Annotated in this window: 14 protein-coding genes and 1 pseudogene; 6 read left to right on the top strand and 9 right to left on the bottom strand. The window is 65.8% G+C overall.

Going from position 1 to position 18,400, the window contains the following annotated elements; genetic code table 11:
• Positions 1 to 363: 363 nt before the first annotated feature.
• Positions 364 to 1,854 carry an MFS transporter gene (locus IVB31_RS04740; protein WP_247319108.1) on the top strand — a complete coding sequence of 497 codons (1,491 nt, stop codon included), beginning with the start codon at positions 364 to 366 and terminating at the stop codon, positions 1,852 to 1,854.
• 100 nt (positions 1,855 to 1,954) lie between these two features.
• On the opposite strand, the gene IVB31_RS04735 is transcribed toward IVB31_RS04740, so the two are convergent.
• Together IVB31_RS04735 and IVB31_RS04730 are read right to left on the bottom strand one after the other, a co-directional pair.
• Positions 1,955 to 2,653, bottom strand: coding sequence for an RlmE family RNA methyltransferase (locus IVB31_RS04735; RefSeq protein ID WP_247319105.1), 699 nt, complete (start codon positions 2,651 to 2,653; stop codon positions 1,955 to 1,957).
• A 1-nt stretch (position 2,654) separates the two neighbouring features.
• The gene (locus tag IVB31_RS04730; RefSeq protein WP_247319102.1) at positions 2,655 to 3,725 is read right to left on the bottom strand and encodes a Ppx/GppA phosphatase family protein; all 1,071 of its coding nucleotides are present in this window, start codon (positions 3,723 to 3,725) and stop codon (positions 2,655 to 2,657) included.
• Between the two features lie 209 nt (positions 3,726 to 3,934).
• Between IVB31_RS04730 and IVB31_RS04725 the strand changes: the two genes are divergently transcribed.
• The gene (locus tag IVB31_RS04725; RefSeq protein ID WP_247319100.1) at positions 3,935 to 6,307 is read left to right on the top strand and encodes a xanthine dehydrogenase family protein molybdopterin-binding subunit; all 2,373 of its coding nucleotides are present in this window, start codon (positions 3,935 to 3,937) and stop codon (positions 6,305 to 6,307) included.
• Positions 6,308 to 6,477: 170 nt separating this feature from the next.
• Here the strand turns inward: IVB31_RS04725 and IVB31_RS04720 are convergent, their stop codons facing one another.
• On the bottom strand, positions 6,478 to 7,278 hold the full coding sequence (locus IVB31_RS04720; protein ID WP_247319098.1) for a hypothetical protein: 801 nt from the start codon (positions 7,276 to 7,278) through the stop codon (positions 6,478 to 6,480).
• Positions 7,279 to 7,383: 105 nt separating this feature from the next.
• Here IVB31_RS04720 and IVB31_RS04715 point away from each other — a divergent pair, with 105 nt between their 5' ends.
• The 3 genes from IVB31_RS04715 to IVB31_RS04705 are packed head-to-tail and all read left to right on the top strand — an operon-like array spanning position 7,384 to position 10,772.
• On the top strand, positions 7,384 to 7,875 hold the full coding sequence (locus IVB31_RS04715; protein ID WP_247319097.1) for a YaiI/YqxD family protein: 492 nt from the start codon (positions 7,384 to 7,386) through the stop codon (positions 7,873 to 7,875).
• Positions 7,876 to 7,884: 9 nt separating this feature from the next.
• Positions 7,885 to 9,690 carry an ATP-binding cassette domain-containing protein gene (locus tag IVB31_RS04710; protein ID WP_247319095.1) on the top strand — a complete coding sequence of 602 codons (1,806 nt, stop codon included), beginning with the start codon at positions 7,885 to 7,887 and terminating at the stop codon, positions 9,688 to 9,690.
• 2 nt (positions 9,691 to 9,692) lie between these two features.
• Positions 9,693 to 10,772 carry a D-TA family PLP-dependent enzyme gene (locus IVB31_RS04705; RefSeq protein ID WP_247319093.1) on the top strand — a complete coding sequence of 360 codons (1,080 nt, stop codon included), beginning with the start codon at positions 9,693 to 9,695 and terminating at the stop codon, positions 10,770 to 10,772.
• On the opposite strand, the gene IVB31_RS04700 is transcribed toward IVB31_RS04705, so the two are convergent.
• Positions 10,773 to 11,675 carry a LysR family transcriptional regulator gene (locus IVB31_RS04700; protein WP_247319091.1) on the bottom strand — a complete coding sequence of 301 codons (903 nt, stop codon included), beginning with the start codon at positions 11,673 to 11,675 and terminating at the stop codon, positions 10,773 to 10,775. It abuts the gene before it with no gap.
• Between the two features lie 91 nt (positions 11,676 to 11,766).
• Here IVB31_RS04700 and IVB31_RS04695 point away from each other — a divergent pair, with 91 nt between their 5' ends.
• Entirely contained in the window at positions 11,767 to 12,984 is a 1,218-nt protein-coding gene (locus IVB31_RS04695; RefSeq protein WP_247319089.1) for an MFS transporter, read from the top strand.
• An 8-nt stretch (positions 12,985 to 12,992) separates the two neighbouring features.
• Here the strand turns inward: IVB31_RS04695 and IVB31_RS04690 are convergent, their stop codons facing one another.
• The 5 genes and pseudogenes from IVB31_RS04690 to mmsB all read right to left on the bottom strand — a co-directional run.
• A complete protein-coding gene (locus tag IVB31_RS04690; protein ID WP_256464288.1) occupies positions 12,993 to 14,219 on the bottom strand; it encodes a TIGR03862 family flavoprotein in 1,227 nt (408 codons plus the stop codon).
• Complete coding sequence (locus IVB31_RS04685; protein ID WP_247319085.1) at positions 14,216 to 15,133, bottom strand: SDR family NAD(P)-dependent oxidoreductase; 918 nt, start codon at positions 15,131 to 15,133, stop codon at positions 14,216 to 14,218. Before IVB31_RS04685 ends, IVB31_RS04690 begins: the two co-directional genes overlap by 4 nt.
• Before the next feature lie 151 nt (positions 15,134 to 15,284).
• Positions 15,285 to 15,764 (bottom strand): MaoC family dehydratase, encoded by a 480-nt coding sequence (locus IVB31_RS04680; protein WP_247319082.1) that lies wholly within the window; start codon positions 15,762 to 15,764, stop codon positions 15,285 to 15,287.
• On the bottom strand, positions 15,765 to 17,495 hold the full coding sequence (locus tag IVB31_RS04675) for an AMP-binding protein (RefSeq protein ID WP_247319081.1): 1,731 nt from the start codon (positions 17,493 to 17,495) through the stop codon (positions 15,765 to 15,767).
• A pseudogene (gene mmsB, locus IVB31_RS04670) lies at positions 17,495 to 18,400 on the bottom strand (3-hydroxyisobutyrate dehydrogenase); the annotation flags it as partial. The gene IVB31_RS04675 and the pseudogene mmsB, both read right to left, overlap by 1 nt.

The raw sequence follows: 18,400 nt of genomic DNA, 5'->3' as shown, positions 1-18,400 counted from the left end.
TGGGGTTGACGCGGGTCGATAGCACGGGTGGGTGACGAATCAAAGCAAATCGGACCGCTGGCCAGCCATGCACAGGCATTTTACGTAAATTCAGCGTTGATAGCCGGGCGGCGGGCATCTCCGCCGTCATGCCGGGGCGCGACCAAGTCGCGAGCCCGGAATCCATCCGCAGTAGTCCCTGCAGCCCAATGGATTCCGGGCTCGCGCCGTGGGTACCCCCGGAATGATGAACTGCGGGACGCGCGGGTCAAACCGTCGTTACGCAGGATTTTGGTGCTATGCGTTGATCCGCAATGGTCGCGGCCGAGTCGCAGTGATAAGCCGCAACTTCATCCGTCCTCCGATTTCCATTATCAATCCGCCATGGTCGACAAGCAACGCATCATTCCGCTGATCGTGGCCACTGCTCTCTTCATGGAGAACATGGACTCGACGGTGATCGCCACCTCGCTGCCGGCGATCGCGGCCGACATTGGCACGAGCCCACTGACGCTCAAGCTCGCGATCACATCCTATCTGCTGTCGCTTGCGGTGTTCATCCCGGCGAGCGGCTGGACCGCCGACCGTTTTGGCGCGCGCATGGTGTTTGCGATCGCGGTCGGTGTCTTCATGGTCGGCTCGGTCGGCTGCGCGCTCTCGACATCGGTCACCGACTTCGTGTTCGCGCGCATCCTGCAAGGCATGGGCGGGGCAATGATGACGCCGGTCGGGCGCCTCGTGCTGCTGCGCTCGGTCGACAAGAGCGCGCTGGTCAATGCCATGGCGTGGGTGACGGTCCCTGCCCTGATCGGCCCCGTGATCGGGCCACCGCTCGGCGGCTTCATTACGACTTACGCGTCCTGGCACTGGATCTTCCTGATCAACATCCCGATCGGGTTGCTCGGCATCTTCATGGCCTTGCGCTTCATCGATCCCATCAAGAGCGAGGAACGCGAGCCGTTCGACCTCTACGGCATGGTGCTTGCGGGCCTCGGGCTCGCCGGCATCGCGTTCGGCCTGTCGGTTGCCGGACTCAATCTGCTGCCGTGGAGCACGGTTGCCGCCCTGGTCGTCGGCGGATCGATCTCGATGACGCTGTATGTCCTTCACGCGCGGCGAACGGGGTCGCCGGTGCTGGACTTTACGCTGCTGAAGCTGCCGACGCTGCGCGCGGCCATTCTCGGCGGATTCATGTTCCGGCTCGGCATCGGCGCGTTGCCGTTCCTGCTGCCGCTGCTGATGCAGATCGGCTTCGGCCTCTCGCCGTTCAAGTCGGGCCTCGTCACGTTTGGCTCCTCGCTCGGCGCCATGGGCATGAAGGCGCTGGCCGCACGCATCATCCGCGCCTTCGGCTTCCGCAACCTGATGACGGCAAACGCGATCATCAGTGCAGTTTTCCTCGCCGCCTGTGCGCTCTTCACCGTGACGACGCCGCTGCTGATCATCATGATCATCCTGGTGGTCGGCGGCTTCTTCCGCTCGCTCGAGTTCACCGCGATCAACACGGTAGCCTATGCCGAGGTGGAGCACGCGCAGATGAGCCGCGCCACCACGCTCGTCAGCGTCAACCAGCAGCTTGCAGTCTCCGCCGGCGTCGCCGTCGGCGCAGCTTGTGTGGAGACGACGATGTGGTTCAGCCACGTCAGCGAGCTCGACGCCACCGTGTTTGCGCCGGCCTTCGTCATCATCGCCCTGACCTCGGCGGCGTCGAGCTGGTTCTTCTGGCAGATGCCCCCTGATGCCGGGGACGAAGTCTCCGGCCGCAACGCCGTGGAGATCGCGAGCCGCAAGGGTGCCGGCAAGGGCGCGGCCAAGGCGGCCGTCAAGGCGGCGACCGAGGATACGCAGGACGTGCGGGATCAGCGGCTGGGGTAGTCTCTCTTTTCATCATCGCGAGCGCAGCGAAGCAATCCAGACTGTCGCCGCGGACCTATTCGGGATTGCTTCGCCGCGCTCGCAATGACGGAGTTTGTTGCTATTCCGTCGCCCCGCCCCGAAACCCCGTCGCCAGCACGTAGCGCTCCGAGGAATCCGCACGGCTCGCGGCCGGCTTGACGTGACGCACCGTGGCAAAATCGCGCTTGAGCTGGGCGAGCAGATCGGCGTCGGCGCCGCTCTGGAACGCTTTTGCCAAAAAAGTGCCGCCAGGCTTCAGCACGTCGCAGGCGAAGGCGGCGGCGGTCTCGATCAGGCCGACGATGCGGAGCTGGTCGGTCTTGCGGTGGCCGGTGGTGTTGGCGGCCATGTCGGACATCACGACGTCCGCGCCGCCGTCGAGCATGGCCTTGAGCTTGTCCGGCGCGTCATTGTCCATGAAATCGAGCTGCGCGAAGTCGACGCCGGCAATCTCGGGGATTTCCAACAGATCGATCGCGATCACCTTGCCCTTGCCGTCGACGGAGCCGACACGCTTGGCAGCGATCTGGCTCCAGCCGCCTGGCGCAGCGCCAAGGTCGACCACGGCCATGCCTGATTTCAGCAGGCGATATTTGTCGTCGATCTCGAGCAGCTTGAACGCGGCGCGCGAGCGATAGCCCAGCGCCTTCGCCTTGACGACATAGGGATCGTTGAGCTGCCGCTCCAGCCAGAGCTTCGACGAGAGTTTGCGCTTGCCGCCGGACTTGACCTTGGTCTTGACCTGGACGTGCAAGCGGCCGGTGGTGTCCTTGGCCATCTCACCAGCTCCCGAGCGCGCCGTCTTCGCGCATCATCTCGACCAGCATGCCCTCGCGCAGCCCCCGGTCGGCGACGCGCAGGCGCGGCAGCGGAAAGGCACGGCGGATCGCATCGAGGATGGCGCAGCCGGCCAGCACGAGATCGGCGCGCTCGACGCTGATGCAGCTGTTGCCGGCACGCTCCTCATAGCTCATGCCGAGCAGCTTGGTGATGGTCGCGGTAAGGTCGGAATCGTTCATCCAGATGCTGTCGATGCGGCGGCGGTCGTAGCGCACGAGGTTGAGATGGATGCCGGCGAGCGTCGTCACCGTGCCTGACGTGCCGAGCAGATGCATATCGGCGAGATCGCCGCCATGCTGTTCGGCGAACGGCGCGATGTGATGGGCGACCTCGCGCTCCATCGCGGCGTAGATCTCCGGCGTCACGTCGCGCCCGCCGAACTGCTCGGCAAGCGTGACCACACCGAACGGGATCGACATCCAGGCTTTGATGCGCGGCTCCGGATTCTGGGGATCCCGCTCGATCCGCACCAGCTCGGTCGAGCCGCCGCCGATATCGAACAGGATCGCGCCGCGCCCCCCGGGATCGACCAGCGGCGAGCAGCCGAGCACGGCGAGCGCAGCCTCGGTCTCGCGGTCGATCACCTCGAGCTCGATGCCGGTCTCGGCCGCGACGCGGCTGCGAAAACCCTCCGCATTCGAGGCCGCGCGGCAGGCCTCGGTCGCGATCAACCGCAACCGGCGCGCTTTGCGCAGATTGATCTTGTCGCGGCAGATGCTGAGCGCGGTGATCGCACGCTCGATCGCGGCCTCGCTGATGCACCCCGTAGCCGAGACGCCCTCGCCGAGCCGGATGATGCGCGAGAAGGAATCGACGACGCGAAAGCCGTCGTGGGTCGGACAGGCGATCAGGAGCCTGCAATTGTTGGTGCCGAGGTCCAGCGCCGCATAGACGCCGGTTCCCGGCGCTTGCGCGCCGACGGCCGGTTCGGGGGCCAATGCCACCGCCGCCATCGACCCCAGCTCACCGTGCGGCGCAAGGCCGTCGCGGAGCCGCGTGTGGTCATTCATACAAATTGTCTTTCCGCGGCCGGTTGGGCCGAGCTGGAATTGCTTTTTCGCCTGAAACATTAGCAGCGCGTCAGCCCTGCGCAACAACGCATCACATGGGACCATGTCCATTCGTGCGTTGTCGTGAACAGGCCGGTGGGTTATTTGAAGGGATCCGGTCCTCCCAGGCGCCACAAAGCGCGCAAATGCCGGCTTTTCAGGTCATTTCCATGCAAGAACACACCAAATCGTCCGCGCTCGAAAACGCTATTGCACTGCAAAAATATGGCGTCGGGCAGCCCGTCCGCCGCAAGGAGGACGACACGCTGGTGCGCGGCAAGGGCCGCTACACCGACGATTTCAACCTGCCCGGCCAGGCCCATGCCGTGATCGTCCGCTCGACCCACGCCCACGGCATCATTCGCGGCGTCAACATCGACGCCGCCCGGGCGATGCCGGGCGTGCTGGGGGTCTGGACCGGCAAGGAACTCGACGCCGCCGGCTACGGCCCCTTCACCTGCGGCCTGCCGCTAAAGAGCCGTGACGGCTCGCCCCTGCTCCAGACCAACCGGCAGCCGCTGGCGACCGATAAGGTCCGCTTCGTCGGCGATCCCGTCGCCTTCGTGGTCGCAGATACGCTGGCGCAGGCGCGCGACGCGGCCGAGGCGGTCGAGCTCGATATCGAGCCGCTGGCCGCGGTGACCGATCCCGAAGACGCCGCAAAACCCGGCGCGCCGCTCCTCTATGACCACATCCCGAACAATGTCGCGCTCGACTACCACTATGGCGACACGGAGAAGGTCAACGCCGCCTTCGCCAGTGCCGCTCACGTGACCAAGCTCGACATCGAGAACACCCGCGTCGCCGTGGTGTCGATGGAGCCGCGCGTCGGCCTTGCCTCCTACGACAAGAAGACCGAGCGCTACACCATTCAGGTGCCGACGCAGGGCGTCGCCGGCAACCGCGCCAACCTCGCCAAGAACCTGAAAGTGCCGAACGAGAAGGTGCGCATCCTCACCGCCAATGTCGGTGGCTCCTTCGGCATGAAGAACATCAACTATCCCGAATACATGTGCATCCTCTATGCGGCCAAGGTGCTCGGTCGCCCGGTGAAGTGGCTCGACGAACGATCGACCAGCTTCCTCTCCGACAGCCATGGCCGCGCGCAAAAAATCCATGCCGAGCTGGCGCTCGATGCCGAGGGGCATTTCCTCGCGGCAAAACTTTCCGGCTACGGCAATCTCGGCGCCTACATCACCGGCGTTGCGCCCAGCCCGCTCTCGCTCAACACCAGCAAGAATTTTTCCAGCGTCTACCGTACGCCGCTGATGGCGGTCGACATCAAGACGGTGCTGACCAACACCACGCTGATGGGCGCCTATCGCGGCGCCGGCCGGCCCGAGGCCAACTACTACATGGAGCGACTGATCGACCGCGCCGCCGACGAGATGGGCATCAACCGGCTGACCTTGCGCAAGCGCAACTTCATCAAGCAGAACCAGATGCCATTCGCCGCGTCCTCCGGCGTCACTTATGACAGCGGCGACTTCCAGGCTGTCTTCAACAAGGCGCTCGAAATCTCCGACCACGAGAACTTTGCCAAACGCAAGAAGGAGAGCAAGAAGTCCGGCAAGCTGCGCGGCATCGCCGTCGGCTCCTATCTGGAGGTGACCGCACCTCCCGGCGTCGAGCTCGGCAAGATCGTCTTCGATCCCGATGGCTCGGTGCAGCTCATCACCGGCACGCTCGACTACGGCCAGGGCCACGCCACGCCGTTCGCGCAGGTGCTGTGCGAGCAGCTCGGCGTCCCCTTCGAGAGCGTCAAGCTGGTGCAGGGCGACAGCGATATCGTCCACACCGGCAACGGCACCGGCGGCTCGCGCTCGATCACCGCGACCGGCATGGCGATCGTGGGCGCCGCTAAGCTCGTGATCGAAAAGGGCAAACGCGCCGCGGCGCACATGCTGGAGGCATCCGAAGCCGACATTGAATTCGAGGGCGGCAGCTTTACGATCGCCGGCACCGATCGCAGCATCGACATCATGGAGCTGGCCAAGAAGCTACATGACGGCAAGGTGCCGGACGGCGTGCCTGACAGCCTCGACGTCGACCACACCAGCGAGCCGGTGCCCTCGGCCTTCCCGAACGGCTGCCACGTCGCCGAGGTCGAGATCGATCCTGACACCGGCGTGGTGCAGGTCGTCCAGTACAGCGCCGTCAACGATTTCGGCACGGTGATCAACCCGCTGCTGGTCGCGGGCCAGCTCCATGGCGGCGTCGTCCAGGGCATCGGCCAGGCGCTGATGGAGCATGTCCGCTACGACGAGAGCGGCCAGCCAATCACGGGCTCGCTGATGGACTACGCCCTGCCCCGCGCCGAGGACGTGCCCTTCATGACCGTCGGCGATCACCCCGTGCCCGCCACGACCAATCCGCTCGGCAGCAAAGGCTGCGGCGAAGCCGGCTGCGCCGGCAGCCTGTCGACGGTGGTGAACGCGGTGGTCGATGCGCTCTCCGACTACGGCATCAAGCACATCGACATGCCGCTCACCCCGGAGCGGGTGTGGCGGGCGATCCAGGACGCGAAGAATAAGGCGGCGTAAGGCTCGTTCCGTCCTCGCCACAAACTCCGCTGTCATCGCCCGCGAAAGCGGGCGATCCAGTATTCCAGAGACGCCGCGGCTAGAACCGTGAGGCCGCGGCGTACTGGATGCCCCGCTTTCGCGGAGCATGACACCGTGCTTGAGGCGAGAGCCTATAGCCCAGCAGACACTTACGCCGCCGTCTGCTCGCGCGGCTGGTAGATCGCGGTGTGCTGGCAATAAGCGAGCGGCGTGGTGCCGTTGGCGACCACGAGCGCGTCGAGCTCGACGAAGCGGTGGCCCTTCTTCTCGTAATTCGCGGTGACTTTTGCCCGCGCGGTGATCTCGTCACCGACGCGCGCGGCCGACAAGAGCTGCATGCGGCTGCCGACATGGATCCACGGGCCCAAAATCGTGTTGTCGACCAGCACGCGATTCATCACGCGCTGGATCAGGCCGGGATGGCCGAGCCCCTCGCGCGCGAAGATCGGATCGGCCTCCCTGATGTCCGCGAGATAGCCGGCGGCGTCCTGCCCGGCCCAGCGGCGGGGCGCCGTGCTCATCCATTTGCCTGTCTCGAACGTTGCCGGGCTGACCAGCTTGCGCTCGGCCACCACAGGCACCGCAATATAGTCGTTCAGCGAGACTGCAGGCGCCGCGGTCGGCAGTGAGGCCGTCCCGGTCGCGCACAGCTCGGTACGACTGAACACTTCGATCGTGAGCAGGCCGTTGTGTTCGGTCGCATCGACATCAGCGGTCTCGCCGTCATAGACCGGCTTGATGAAGCGCGCCTCGACCAGCCCGCGTGACAGGAAATCGCGGCCCCAGCGGGCGACCGGCACGTGCATCATGTAGGCGAAGACATCGACGCCGGGGACAAGCCCACCGGAAAAGCCGAAGCGGCGCGCCACCGCGTCGTCATGCATCTTGTTTTCGGATTGTTTGGCGGTGTTGTAGGCCTCGACGCGGTGGGTTTCGAGCCGGTTCGGCATGGAGGCTTTCCCTGAATTCCTGCTGTTTCGGGGCCGATGGTAGGCCCTAGGGAACACCGGTCAATCCCCTCGCCTTTGGGCCCCGAATGAGGTACCACGCGGCGAATGACTGATACCCCCACCCGCATCTATGTCGACGCCGACGCCTGTCCCGTGAAGGAGGAGATCTATCGCGTCGCGACCCGGCATGGCCTGCCCGTGAGCGTGGTCGCCGGCAATTTCATCCGCGTGCCGCAGGACCCGCTGATCGAGCGCATCGCCGCCGGCGCCGGCATGGACGCGGCCGACGACTGGATCGCGGAGCGCGCCGGCAAAGGCGACATTGTCATCACTTCGGACATCCCGCTGGCGAGCCGCTGCGTCAAAGCCGGCGCCGAGGTGCTCGCGCCGAACGGCAAGCCGTTCACCGAGGAATCAATCGGGATGACGCTCGCGGTTCGCAATTTGATGACGGATTTGCGCTCGGCGGGAGAAGTCACAGGCGGACCGCGCTCGTTCGCACCGCGCGACCGCTCGACGTTCCTCTCCACCCTCGACCAGACAATCCGCCGCATCCAGCGCCAGCGTGCCGCCGAGCCCGCATCAAGACAGGACTGAGACATTCGTATGGCGCCACCGCTGATTCAACTGCGCGACATCAAGCTGACCTTCGGCGGCACGCCGCTCCTGGCGAATGTCGAACTCTCGGTTTCGACCGGCGAGCGCGTCTGCCTGATCGGCCGCAACGGCTCCGGCAAATCGACCCTGCTCAAGATTGCCGCCGGCCTGGTCGAACCCGATGGCGGCAGCCGCTTCGTGCAGCCCGGCGCCACCATCCGCTATCTGCCGCAGGAGCCGGATTTTTCCGGTTTCTCGACCACGCTGGCCTATGTCGAGGCCGGCCTCAATGCCGGCGACGATCACTATCAGGCGCGCTATCTGGTCGAGCAGCTTGGTCTCAGCGGCGAAGAGGATCCGGCGCATGTCTCCGGCGGCGAAGCGCGCCGCGCCGCGCTGGCGCGCGTGCTGGCGCCCTCGCCCGACATCCTGCTGCTGGACGAGCCGACCAACCATCTGGATCTGACGACCATCGAATGGCTGGAGGGCGAACTGGAGAGCCGGCGCTGCGCGCTGGTGATTATCAGCCACGATCGGCGCTTCCTCAGCAATCTCTCGCGCAGCACCGCCTGGCTCGACCGCGGCCAGATCCGCCAGATCGACCGCGGCTTCAGTGCCTTCGAGGCCTGGCGCGACGAGGTGCTCGCGGAGGAAGAGCGCGACCAGCACAAGCTCGACCGCAAGATCGTCAACGAGGAGCACTGGTTGCGCTACGGCGTCTCGGGCCGCCGCAAGCGCAACGTCAAGCGGCTCGGTAATTTGCACGCGCTGCGCGACCAGCGCCGCACGCATCGCGGGGCTACGGGCAACGCCACCCTCGCGGCTGCCGAAGCCGACAAATCCGGCAAGCTCGTCATCGAGGCCAAGAACATCAGCCGTTCCTATGGCGATCGAAAGATCGTCGACGGCTTCTCGATCCGCGTCCAGCGCGGCGATCGCATCGGCATCGTCGGCCCGAACGGCGCCGGCAAGACCACGCTGATCGAGATGCTGACCGGCGGCAGCGCACCGGACAGCGGTACCTTACGGCTCGGCGCCAACATCGAGATGGCGACGCTCGACCAGCACCGCGAAAGTCTCGATCCCAAATCGACGCTGGCCGAGGCGCTGACCGGCGGCCGCGGCGACCACGTGATGGTCGGCGGCAAGCCGAAGCATGTCGTCAGCTACATGAAGGACTTCCTGTTCGGCCAGGAACAGATGCGCACGCCACTGGAGGTGCTGTCCGGGGGCGAGCGCGGCCGGCTGATGCTGGCACGCGCGCTGGCAAAGCCCTCCAACCTCCTGGTGCTGGACGAGCCGACCAACGACCTCGACCTCGAGACCCTCGACGTCCTCGAGGAAATGCTCGGCGACTACGAGGGTACCGTGATCCTGATCAGCCATGATCGCGATTTTCTCGACCGCGTGGTGACATCGGTGATCGTGCCCGAGGGCAATGGCAAATGGGTCGAATATGCCGGCGGCTACACCGACATGCTGGCCCAGCGTGGCGCCGACCTGAAGCGCGCGACGGCGAAGGCCGCCGAAGAAAAAAGGGAGACGCGGTCGGTCGCGCCTTCCGGCGGCACGAAGCGACGGTTGACCTTCAACGAGCAACACGCGCTGGAGACGCTGCCCAAGTCCATCGCCAAGCTGCAAGCCGAGATCGCCAAGCAGCAGCGCTTCCTTGACGACCCCGATCTCTACCGCAAGGATCGCAAGCGTTTCGACCAAGCCTCCGACGCATTGACCAAAGCACAAAACGAACTGGCCGAGGCCGAGGACAAATGGCTGGAGCTGGAAGTTCGGCGCGAAGAAATCGAGAAAGCTTGACCATGACCACTCCCCTCGCCGCAAAAATCGCCCGCGAATACGGCACGCCCTGCGCCGTCATCGACATGGACAAGGTCGAGCGCAACATCGCGCGCATCCAGAAGGCCTGCGACGACGCCGGGGTCGCCAACCGTCCCCACATCAAGACGCACAAGAACCCGACGATCGCGAAGATGCAGGTCGCAGCCGGTGCCAAGGGCATCACCTGCCAAAAACTCGGCGAAGCCGAGATCATGGCCAATGCAGGCATCGACGACATCCTGATCAGCTACAATCTGCTCGGCGAAGAGAAGATGGCGCGGCTGGGTGCGCTGCAGGCGAAGGCCAACATGACGGTCGCCGCCGACAACTCGACCGTGGTGTCCGGTCTGCCCAAGGCCGCCGCGGCCTCGGGCCGCCCCCTCTCCGTCGTGGTCGAGTGCGACACGGGCCGCAAGCGTGCCGGCGTCGAGACGCCGGCCGAGGCGATTGCGCTGGCGCGCGAGATCGCGGCGTCCAACGGATTGCAATTCGCCGGCTTCATGCTCTACCCGACCGAGACCGGCTGGGCCGACGCGCAAAAATTCTATGACGAAGCGCTGGCCGGCGTGCGCGCGCACGGGCTGGATGCAAAAATCGTCTCGACCGGTGGTACCCCGAACCTGAAGAATATCGGCAAGCTCAAGGGCGGCACCGAGCATCGCTTCGGCACCTATATCTACAACGACCGCATGCAGGTCGCCGCCGGCTCCGCCACCTGGGACGACTGCGCGCTGCACATCTATTCGACGGTCGTGAGCCGCGCCGCGCCCGAGCGCGGCATTCTGGACGCCGGGTCAAAGACGCTGACGACCGACACCGGCGGCCTCGACGGTCACGGCCTGATCCTCGAGCACCCCGAAGCGAAGATCGCGCGCTTCGCCGAGGAGCACGGCTTCCTCGACCTTTCCCGCAGCAACACGCGGCCGAATGTCGGCGACGTCGTCCGTATCGTGCCCAACCACGTCTGCGTCGTCGTCAACATGATGGACGAGGTCGTGATGGTGCGCGGCGAGGAGATCATCGGCACGCTGCCGGTGGCAGCGCGGGGGAAGCTGCGGTAGTTAGTCCCCGGTCAGCGCCTGGAGTTCCCGGACCAGCCCATCGCGGAAGAGCTTGATCGGCCGCTCCAGCCGACCGGCGGGGGCGCGATGCACCACCCATGCGCGCACGGCGGGTTTGAAGTCGCGCGCAGCGACCGGCTTGAGCTTGTCGCGAAATGCGCTGCGCTTCAGGGCGATGGGGGTGACCAGCCCCACGCCGAGGCCGCGCGACACCAGGGACAGGCGAAGCTCACTGTCCAGCGCCTCGACCGCGATGTTGAAGGGCAGATGCGAGGCGTCGAATTTTCGCTTCAGCGTATCGCGAAATCCGCAGCCATCCTGGTTGATCACCCACGACAGTTGGGACAGCCGTTCCAGGTCGACGGTGCGCGGGATCTTCATGTCGCGCGCGACGACGAAGACGACAGGCTGCGCGCCGAGATCGTCGGCTGCGAGATCGGCCGGCGGCACCGCGCCGTCGGGTAGACAGATCGCGGCTGCATCGAGCTCGTTGCGGCAGACGCGCTCGAGCTGGTTCGGCGACCAACCGGAGACGACCCGCACGGCCAGCGCTGGAAATTCGGCGCGCACCGCATCGAGTGGCGCGATCAAGCCCGCCTCCGAGAGAAACGGCGTCAGACCGAGCCTGAACTCGCCGCGAACCATTCCGTCGTTGGCGACGCCCGACTTGAGGTCGTCCAGCATCCTGAGCAGGCGCCTGCCCTGCTCATAGGCCTCATGGCCCGCTGCCGTCGGCTTCAGCGGCTTCGAGAGCCGATCCAGAAGCTGCGCCCCCAGCATCTCCTCGAGATTCTGGATCCGCCGGGTCACGCCGGGCTGGGTGAGATTGAGACGCGCCGAAGCCGCAACAATCGATCCGGTCTCGACCACGGCGACGAAAGCGACAAGGTCATGGGTGTTCATAACAAACCTGCATATTCTTTATAGGCTTATTTGAATTGTAGCATAATGATCGCTCCGCTTAAAGGGGCTCGCGCCACAGCTGCGAGGTCCCATGACTATCTCCGAAGCCGCCAAGCCCGCGTCCCAGAACCGGCTCGCCGAGCGGCCCCTGATTTGGCTCGGCGCGATCACCGCCGGCGTCGTCGTCACCAATTTGTTCGCGCCGCAGATCCTGCTCGGCCTGATCGGCCGGTCAATGTCGATGCCCGCGTGGCAGGCGGGCCTGATCAGCACGCTGACCCTGCTCGGCTACGCACTCGGCCTGCTGCTGCTCGTGCCTCTGGTCGATCTGGTTGAGAACCGGCTTGTCATCCTCCGCACGCTCGGCTGCGCGATCCTCGCCGCCCTCGCGACGGCGCTCGCGCCGACGCCTGCGCTCCTGCTGCTCGCCACTTTCATCCTCGGCATCTGCTGCGCGGCGATCCAGATGATGGTTCCGCTGGTCGCGTCCATGGTGGCGCCGGATCGCCGCGGCCAGGCCATCGGCGAGGTGATGGGCGGATTGATGATCGGGATCCTGTTGTCACGACCTGCGGCGAGCCTGATCGCCGACCTCTGGAGCTGGCGCGCCTACTATGTCGTTTCGGCCGCTCTGATGGCCGTGCTTGCCGGCGCGCTCGCCCGTTACCTTCCGACCCTTCAACCGACGGGACGCGCGAGTTACGCCGAATTACTGCTGTCCTTTCCAAGACTGCTGCGCGAGGAGCCGGTGCTGCGTGTGCGGGCCTGGACCGCGTCGCTTGTCATGGCCTCCTTCACGGCGTTCTGGTCGGCGGTTGCGCTGCGGCTGCCGGAGGCGCCGTTCGACCTCGACGCCAAGGGAGTTGCGGCTTTCGCACTGATTGGCGTCGCAGGCGCCGCGGCGACACCGATGGCCGGCCGCTGGGGCGACAAGGGCCGGGCGCGGCCGATGCTCCTTGCGGCCCATCTGCTTATCATCGGCTCACTCGCCCTCTGTGCCTGGGCCGGCGCGCTGGAATCCCAGATCGCCGGTCTGCTGGTATTGAGCCTCGGCACGATCCTGCTCGACGTCGGCATCACCACCGACCAGACGCTGGGCCGCCGCGCGATCAACCTCTTGCGCCCCGAGGCACGCGGTCGCCTGAACGGCCTGTTCGTCGCGCTGTTCTTCATTGGCGGTGGTGTCGGCGCCGCGGCGGCATCCCTGGCCTGGAGCTACGGCGGCTGGACGATGGTCTGCGCGGTGGCGGCAAGCTTCGGCGTGCTCGGCCTGCTCACTGATCTCGCAACCCGAACCGGGACGTCATGATGGGACGGTCAGGACGACAATTGTCCAAGCCGTCGCAACACCCCCCGTCCCGCCGCGGCCCCCGTCGCGAACGAGGCCTGCAGCAAATAGCCACCCGTCGGTGCCTCCCAGTCCAGCATCTCGCCGGCTGCAAACACGCCCGGCAGCTTGCGGATCATGAAGTCCGGGTCGAGTTCATCGAAGAAAATCCCGCCGGCGCTGGAGATCGCGCGCGCGATCGGCGCGACGCCCATGAGCTTGACCGGCACGGCGTTGATGAGCTCCGCCAGCCGTTCAGCCGACATTGCCGACAACGACAGGCCAGCACCGATGGTGGCTTCCTGCAACAACCCGACCGCGACCGGAGACAGCTGTGCGGCCTTGCGCAGGAAGTTGGAGACCGATTGCTTGCCGCGCGGGGCGGACAGGCGCTTGACGAGCTCGCCATGATGGACATCCGGCCGCAACGCGACGTGCAGGACCGCTTCGCCGTTCGCTGCGATCGCCTCGCGCAGCTCGGCCGACAACGCATAGACCGCCCCGCCCTCAATCCCGCCGCTCGTGATCATGGCCTCGCCGCGCGCGCGGTGTTGGCCGAAGGACAGCGTGATGCCCTTGAGCGGCTGGCCCTCGAAGCGCGTGCGGAAAATGTCGGACCAGTCGATAGTGAAGCCGGAGTTCGCCGGCCGCAGCGGCGCGATCGCGACGCCCCTGTCGGCCAGGATCGCAGTCCAGCTGCCATCGGAGCCCAGTCGCGGCCAGCTTGCGCCACCGAGTGCCAGCACAGTGGCGTCTGCGGCGACGGCATCTGCGCCGCCGGGTGGATCAAAGACCAGTCGTCCGTCCCCGTCCCAGCCCGTCCACCGATGACGAAAAACAAAGCGCACGCCGGCGGCATCGAGGCGTCGCAGCCAGGCGCGCAGCAAGGGCGACGCCTTGAACGCCTTTGGAAATACCCGCCCGCTGGAGCCGACAAAAGTCGGCTCACCCAGCGCCTCGCTCCAGGCGCGTAGCGCATCAGGCGGAAACGCGTCGATCGCGGTGTGCAGCCTCTGTGCGGCCTCGCGGTAGCGCGCCATGAACTGCGGCAGCGGTTCGCTGTGGGTGAGATTGAGTCCGCCGCGGCCGGCCATCAAGAATTTGCGGCCAGCGGACGGCATCGAATCGTAGACGGTGACGCGAGCACCACCCTGCACGAGCACTTCGGCCGCCATCAGACCGGCCGGGCCGGCGCCGATGACGGCGACCGCCGTCAGAGTTTTACCCCGGCGCGTGCAGCGGCCTGCGCCACGTATTTCTGCGTCTGCTCGAACGCCCCCGTCAGCGCCCTCGCCTTTGACATGTCGCTGATCTCGGCGAAATGCGCCGCAATCGCGTCTGGGGTCCACTCGGATTCCGGCAAATTGATGCCTTCGCTTTCGACGATCTTGATCACCGCGAACGAGCCGGCGCCGGCGCCCATGATGGTACGCGTCGGCGCGTCCTCGCTCAGCATGTACTCGACCGCCGGCGTGATCGCATTCGGCTTCATCAATTGCAGCGCCTGCGGCGGCAGCAGCTCTTCCGTCATGCGGGTCGCGGCCGTCGGCGAGATGATGTTGACGCGGATGTCGGTCTTGCGGCCTTCCTCGGCCAGCACGTTCATCAGGCCGACCATGCCGGACTTGGCCGCACCATAATTGGCCTGGCCGAAATTGCCGTAGAGGCCGGAGGACGACGTCGTCAGCACGATGCGGCCGTAATTGCGGTCGCGCATGCCGGCCCAAGCCGCCTTGCAGCAATAGAAGGTGCCGACAAGGTGCACGTCGAGCACCTTCTGGAAATCGGCCGCTTCCATCTTGCCGAACGACTTGTCCCGCAAAATGCCGGCATTGGCGCACAATAGGTCCACGCTGCCCCACTCCTTGGTGGCGCGCTCGACCATCGCGGTGACCTGCTCGAAATTCGAGACGTCGGCGCCGTCGGCCATCGCGGTGCCGCCGGCCTTGCGGATCTCCTCGACCACGGTTTCGGCCGGCGAGAGCGAGCCGCCGCTGCCGTCACGTGCGCCGCCGAAATCGTTGACCACGACTTTCGCGCCGCGGCTTGCCAATCCCAGCGCATGCGCGCGCCCCAGACCATTACCCGCGCCGGTGACGATGGCGACGCGTCCGTCAAACCTGATTGCCATGAGTGTGCCTCCTGTCTTCTTCCCCTCTCCCCTGTGGGAGAAGGTGGCGCGAAGCCACCCTCTCCCACAGGGGGACGGGGTGGGAACGTTACGCGCGAGATTGGTTCGCTTTTTGAGCAGCGATGGATGGCCGGGTCAAGCCCGGCCCGCCCTATGCGAAATAGATCAACCCCAGCCACTCCGCGACCAGCGCCGGCTTGTCCTCGCCTTCGATTTCCACGGTGACGTTGGTGCGCGACTGCAATTCATTCGGCTTGCGCAGCTTGGCTTCCGCCAGCACGAAACGGCCGCGCACGCGCTTGCCCGAGCGCACCGGCGAGATGAAGCGCAGCTTGTCGAAACCGTAATTGACGCCCATCGTTGTGCCCGCGATGACGGGCATCACCTCGTAGGACATGATCGACAGCAGCGACATCGTCAGGAATCCGTGGGCGATGGTGGTGCCGAACGCCGTCTCCTTCTTCGCACGCTCCGGATCGACGTGGATGAACTGGTGATCCTCGATGACGTCGGCATAGGTGTCGATCCGGGGCTGGTCGACCAGGTGCCACGAGGATACGCCGATCTCCTTGCCGACCAGGGCCTGATAGGCCTCCAGCGTAATCGGCGGCTTCTTCCAGACTTCGTTCACTTAGGTCTCACTCCGTGTTTTCGGCAGCTCCGGGAAATCCTCTTCGCGGAATTCCCGGCCGCGCAGGGGATCGTTGCGGTCGTCGTCGCGCTCCAGCCGTCGAAGCTGAACGCGGCGGATTTTTCCCGAGATCGTCTTCGGCAGCTCGGTGACGATCTCGAGGCGCCGGATGCGCTTGAACGGCGCAAGGCGCGTGTGCAGATGCTTGAAGATCGAGAGCGCGGTTTCCGGCGAGCGTTCCGCGCCGGATGTCAGCAGCACAAACGCCTTGGGGATCGCCAGCCGGATCGGATCCGGGCTCGGCACCACGGCGGCTTCCGCGACGAGTTCGTGCTCGAGCAACACGCTCTCGAGCTCGAACGGGCTGATGCGATAGTCGGAGGATTTGAAGACGTCGTCGGACCGGCCCACGAAGGTGAGATAGCCATCGTCGTCCTCGAACACCACGTCGCCGCTGCGATAGAGCTCGCCCTCCGCGCCGGACAACCCGCCGTCGTCGGCCTGATAGCCCTGCATCAGGCCGGCGGGGCGATCTGGACCCAGCAGCAGCGTCACTTCGCCTTCCTTCGAGCGATGGCCGTCGGCGTCGCTGACCTGCACGCGATAGCCCGGCAGCGGCCGGCCCATCGAGCCGACCTTGATCTTTTGCCCCGGCGAATTGCCGGCGAGCGCCGTCGTTTCGGTCTGGCCGTAGCCGTCGCGGATGGTGAGGCCCCAGGCGGCCTGCACCTGGTCGATCACTTCAGGATTGAGCGGCTCGCCCGCGCCGCAGACCTCGCGCAAGCTCACCTTGAACGCAGCAAGGTTCTCCTGGATGAACAGCCGCCACACCGTCGGCGGCGCGCACAATGTCGTCACGCCGCAGCGGCCGATGGTGGCGAGCAGGCCCTTGGCATCGAAGCGCGGCTGGTTGACCACGAACACGGTCGCGCCCGCATTCCACGGCGCGAAGAAACAGCTCCAGGCGTGCTTGGCCCAGCCGGGCGATGAGATGTTGAGATGGACGTCGCCAGGCTTCAGCCCGATCCAGTACATGGTCGAGAGATGGCCGACGGGATAGCTGCGCTGGCTATGCAGGACCAGCTTTGGTTTTGCCGTCGTCCCCGAGGTGAAATAGAGCAGCATCGGGTCGTCGGCGTTGGTCGGGCCATCGGGCGTGAACGTGTCCGAGGCTTTCGCCGCTTCGCCATAGGCAAGCCAGCCATCGGAGGCCGCGCCGACCACGATGCGGACGATGTTCTCCGCACCAAGGCTTGTGAATTCAAGGCTCGCGAACTTCGCGACCTGATCCTCGGCGGCTACCACCGCCTTCGCCCTGCCACGATCGAGCCGGTCGCGCAGTTCCTCAGCGGTGAGCAGCGTGGTCGCGGGAATCACGACGATTCCGAGCTTCATCGCAGCCAGCATCGTCTCCCACAGCGGCACCACATTGCCGAGCAGCAGCAGGAGATGATCGCCGCGCTTCAGGCCCTGCGCGCGCAGGAAGTTGGCGACCTGGCTGGAGCGCTTCGAGAGCGCCGCGAAGGACAGTTTTGTCTGCTTGTCCTGCGCGGCGTCGACAATCCAGAGCGCGGGCCGGTCCTTGGCTTCCACATCCTTCGCCAGTTCGTCGAACCAGTCGAGCGCCCAGTTGAAGGGAACAGGATCCGGCCAGCGGAAGTCCTTGACCGCCGTTTCGTAATCCGTGCGGTGAGCGAGAAGAAACGCCCGCGCGTCCTGAAATGTCGTCATCAAGCTTTCCCGGCCAGCCCCCTAACGTGCTTGATAATTCCGGAAAAATCCACCCCGCCTTGGCCGCCTCTATCGAAGGCCTGGTAAATCTCCTGCGCATGCTGCCCGAGCGGCGTCGCCGCGCCCGCGGCCTTTGCGGCGTCCTGCGCCAGCGTCAGGTCCTTCACCATCAGCGCCGAGGCGAACCCCGGCTTGTAATCGTTGTTTGCGGGCGAGGTCGGCACCGGGCCAGGCACCGGGCAATAGGTCGTGAGCGACCAGCACTGGCCCGACGAGGTCGAGGCGACGTCGAACAGCGCCTGATGCGAGAGCCCGAGCTTCTCAGCCAGCGCAAAAGCTTCGCTCACCGCGATCATGGAGATGCCGAGGATCATGTTGTTGCAGATCTTTGCCGCCTGGCCGGCGCCGGGGCCGCCGCAATGCACGATCTTCTTGCCCATATTCTCCAGCACGGGCTTTGCCGCGGCAAACGCGTTCTCCTCGCCGCCGCACATGAAGGTCAGCGTCGCACCCTTGGCGCCGCCGGTGCCGCCGGAGACCGGCGCGTCGACCGAGAGCACGCCGTTCCTGGCGGCCAGTGCATGCGCCTGACGCGCGCTTTCGACGTCGATGGTGGAGCTGTCGATGATCAGCGCGCCCTTGGCCATCGCGGGCACGATTTCGGTCCAGACGCCGAGCACATGCTTGCCGGCCGGCAGCATGGTGACGACCACATCGGCGCCTTTCACCGCCCCCGCCGCGCTCTCGGCGATGCCGGCGCCGTCGGCCTTGGCCTGATTGCGGGACGCCTCAGCGAGGTCGTACGCGACGACCTTGTGGCCGGCCTTGACCAGATTCGCGGCCATCGGGCCGCCCATGTTGCCGAGACCGATGAATGCGATCGTGGCCATCTTCGTTTCCTCCGC

Origin of the sequence: Bradyrhizobium sp. 21 (assembly GCF_023073335.1) — a bacterium.
Taxonomy (GTDB): Bacteria; Pseudomonadota; Alphaproteobacteria; order Rhizobiales; family Xanthobacteraceae; genus Bradyrhizobium.
This window is presented reverse-complemented; position numbering and strand designations above follow the sequence as displayed.